At 50.6% G+C, this 3,626-nt stretch carries 3 protein-coding genes; 1 reads left to right on the forward strand and 2 read right to left on the reverse strand.

Translation table 11 applies throughout. The annotated features are described in order from the left end of the window. Window positions 1-896 (reverse strand): fatty acid desaturase family protein (locus tag R3177_RS13895; RefSeq protein WP_318971612.1); only part of this gene is annotated, 896 nt, incomplete at its 3' end. Between the two features lie 11 nt (window positions 897-907). After that, window positions 908-1,996 (reverse strand): iron-sulfur cluster-binding domain-containing protein, encoded by a 1,089-nt coding sequence (locus R3177_RS13900; RefSeq protein ID WP_318971613.1) that lies wholly within the window; start codon window positions 1,994-1,996, stop codon window positions 908-910. 193 nt (window positions 1,997-2,189) lie between these two features. Between R3177_RS13900 and R3177_RS13905 the strand changes: the two genes are divergently transcribed. Next, on the forward strand, window positions 2,190-3,626 hold a 1,437-nt coding region (locus tag R3177_RS13905), incomplete at its 3' end, for a tetratricopeptide repeat protein (protein WP_318971614.1).

Here is a 3,626-nt window from a genome sequence, read left to right on the forward strand (position 1 = left end):
ATCTGGCAGCTTAAATGGCCGGTTAAGATATGCAGCCAGGTGGGGCCGGTAAAGTTAGAAGAGCCCAGCATCTGGCGGTAATACCACTGGCCCCGGCTTTCGTTTTCACATTCTGCCGCGCTGAAGGTATGCACGTCTTTGGTAAAATGACCGCAGAAAATCACGGTTGAAGTCCATAAATTTCGCAGCAAATTAGCCAGTAAATTACCGCTTAATACCCACAGCCACATCGGCCCGGCAATCAGCGGAAAGAACAGATAGTCTTTTAGCAGCTGGCGGGCGCCTTTGCTGAAAAAAGCGCGTTTAAGCTCACGGTCTGTTACCTGCGAGTGCCGATCTGCTTTTTTCTTACCGGCAAATACCCGTTGTGCTGCCAGCTCGTGATACGACACACCCCATTGAAATAGCAGACTTAACAACAGGTAAGTGCCACCCTGCCACAAATTACGCAGCCGCCAGCGAAAATCATTACTTAAACGCAGCAGGCCATAACCAAAATCACGGTCTTTGCCAATAATATTGGTATAGGTGTGGTGTTCAAAATTATGGGTACGCTGCCATGAGCCGGCATCACAGGCAATATCCCACTCATAGCGTCTGGAATGCAGCACAGGATCATTCAACCAGTCATACTGGCCATGCAGCACATTGTGACCAATTTCCATATTGTCGAGAATTTTGGCCAGCGCCAGCAGCAGCACCCCGGCAAGCCACAGCCAGGGCGTAATAAAACCCAGTACCATAAGCACCCGGCCGCTAACGGCGCTTAAACGCTGCACCAGCAAAACCCGGCGGATATAGCGCGCATCAGCATCGCCCAGTTGCTGTTGTACCTGTTGTTTTAGGCCGTCAAGCTCCTGTGCCAGCGCGCTGAATTGTTCAGTGGAAAGTTTCATCACAGCTCCTGTTACAGCTTTATTACGAGTTCGGTTACCGGCTGACTGACGCACAGCTGGATCTGTTCGCCACCATGGCCGCTTAACGCACCGTTTCTGATATCACGCACCTGGCCGGATACTTTGTCGCAGACGCACTGAAAGCAGACGCCCATCCGACAACCAAAGCGGGGGCTAAGGCCTTGCTGCTCAGCATTTTGCAGCAGACTCTGCTGGCCGTTTAATGACACTGTTTTACGAATGCCGGCGCTGATAAAGTGGCCGCTAAGTGCCAGACTCTCTGTTGTCGTCGTAACCGCCGGCATTGCTAAACCAAATTGCTCCTGCTGGATCTGGCCCTCAGTGGCGCCACTGTTTAACAACGCGGCGCGGATGTGCTGCATAAACGCACCTGGCCCACACAGATAAAATTGCTGGTTGGCCACCTCGCCGGTCAGTTGCTGCTGCCAGGCCGCTGCTGGTTCAAGCCGACTGTCAGATAACCGCAGCTGAAACAGTGGCTGGCGCTCAGCGAGTTGGTTCAGTTCTCTTAGCAGTGCCGCGTTTTCTAAGCCGCGGCAGCGGTAATAAAGCGTGGCTGGTGCCAGCCAGTGGCGCTGGCTTAGCAGCATCGCCGCAATAGGGGTAATACCTGAGCCCGCGGCAATAAACACCGTTGGCAAAGCCGGCTTTTGCCAGCAAAAATCACCCTCTGCCCGGCTGATATTGAGCATGCTGGCATTGGGCAGTTGTGCTAACAGCGCAGTGAATTCGCCAGTGGGGTTAATTTTGCAGCACAACTGTATTTGCTGTTGGCTTTGCCAGAGTTTCAGTGACGAGCAAATACTAAAAGGCCGGCTAAGGTAACGGCCGTTATGCTTGATGGTTAACATAATATGCTGGCCTGGGGTAAAACCCGGCCAGCGGCCAGATACATGCAAGCTAAGCAGCAGCATATCCGGCGTTTGCCAGTGTTGGCTCAGCAACCGTGCCCGATATAAGCCGGCTAAAAAGCCGGGCCAGAGCCGTTGTAATAACGGCAGAAAATACAGGGTTAAAGACGGCTGGTTTGTCAGCGTTAAACACAACGCGCGCCAGAGGCGGGATAAAGTCAGTTTCACTATCGTTATCTACTGTATGCTGATTATCAGCGGTTAATTTCAGCGCACAGTTGTACACTAAAATGTCTGGTTTGGCCAGTTTGATTTGCGGCGTTTCAACTTTTTATATCGTAACGCTATGAATATAAGGCACTAAAAATTCACTTCAACTGATTTTTAAAATGAAACTCAGTGAACAGCTGTCCATTTATTAATGTTTTATGCCGCCTTGCCGGATGTGTTTCTTGGGAAAATCCTGTACCACACTGCTGATAAGTGGTGGCTGTTGTATAAACACCGGTTGTTGACTAGGCTTTATATATTCGACACCTCTAAAGTCTATTCTATTTTGAAAACCTTTCTTACTGAGCTGAAACGGCGCGCGGTTGTCAAATCAGTACTGATTTACCTGGGGTTAAGTTGGTTACTGCTGCAGATTATATCTGTGCTAACCAGTACGCTGGCCCTGAATCCTTTGCTTGGCTCAGCGCTGTTTGTGCTGCTGCTAAGCTGCCTGCCGCTGGTAATTTACCTGGCCTGGTATTGTGATATCAGCCTTAGCGGTATTAAGCGCACCGCCAGTGTGGCTGAGCAAGATAAACCCGCTGCCGCGCCGGGTGGCCGGCAATGGGCCGGTTTGCTGCTGGTAATGCTGGTCAGCGGCTATGTTGGCCTTGAGTACTATGGCGTACTTAAACAGCAGCAGCTGGCAAAGCAGCAGGCCGCAACTGCTGCCAGCCAGGCTGGTACCAGCACTATTGCGGTGTTGCCATTTAGGGATGACAGCGAAGGAAAGGATCAGGGCTATTTAGCGCTCGGCTTAGCGGAAGAGATGACCAGCTTACTGGGTAGTGCTGCCAATTTTAAAGTCTCGGCCTCGCGCTCCAGTCAGTTTTTAAGCGAGCAGGGTTTAAGCCCGCAGCAGATAGGTGAGCGTTTACAAGTTGATACGATACTAACCGGCAGTGTTAAGGCGACTGATAACCGGCTTAATGTGCGGGTACAGTTGCTCGATGTGAAAAGCGGCAGCACCCTCTGGAGCAATAATTATGCCCGCAATTTAACCGATATTGCTGAATTAGAGCGGGATATTGGCCGCTCGGTAGTGAACACGTTACAGCATAGCTTCGCGGCCGCCGGCAGCTTTGATAATTTGGCCGGTACCCGCAGTGCCGATGCCTATGTGCTGTACTTAAAAGGCCGCGAGCAGTATCGCAAACAAACTACTGAAGCCATGCAGCAGGCCCGCCAGTTATTTGAGCAGGCCGTGGCACTGGATCCTGAATATGCCAGCGGCTATGTTGGCCTGGCCGATACGTTATTATTACTGTCAGAAATTCGAGAAGGCTTCGGTATAATTAAAACTGATATTGCCGCCAGCCTGGCTCAGCAAAATATCGATAAAGCATTGCAACGGCAACCAGAGATCGCAGAGGCTCATCTGGTTGAAGGATTTATATCCTATGTTCAAAATGACTTTGAACAAGCGATTACTCACTATGATTACGCGATAGCACTTAATCCCAGTCTGGCCATTGCTTATATGTGGAAATTCCTGGCACTAAATTCATTGCAGCGGTTTGATGAATCCTTGCTGGCACTGCAACAGGCCTATGAACTGGATCCGCTGTTTCAGACCAATACTTATAAT

Source organism: Arsukibacterium sp. (assembly GCF_033722355.1).
Classification (GTDB): Bacteria; Pseudomonadota; Gammaproteobacteria; order Enterobacterales; family Alteromonadaceae; genus Alishewanella.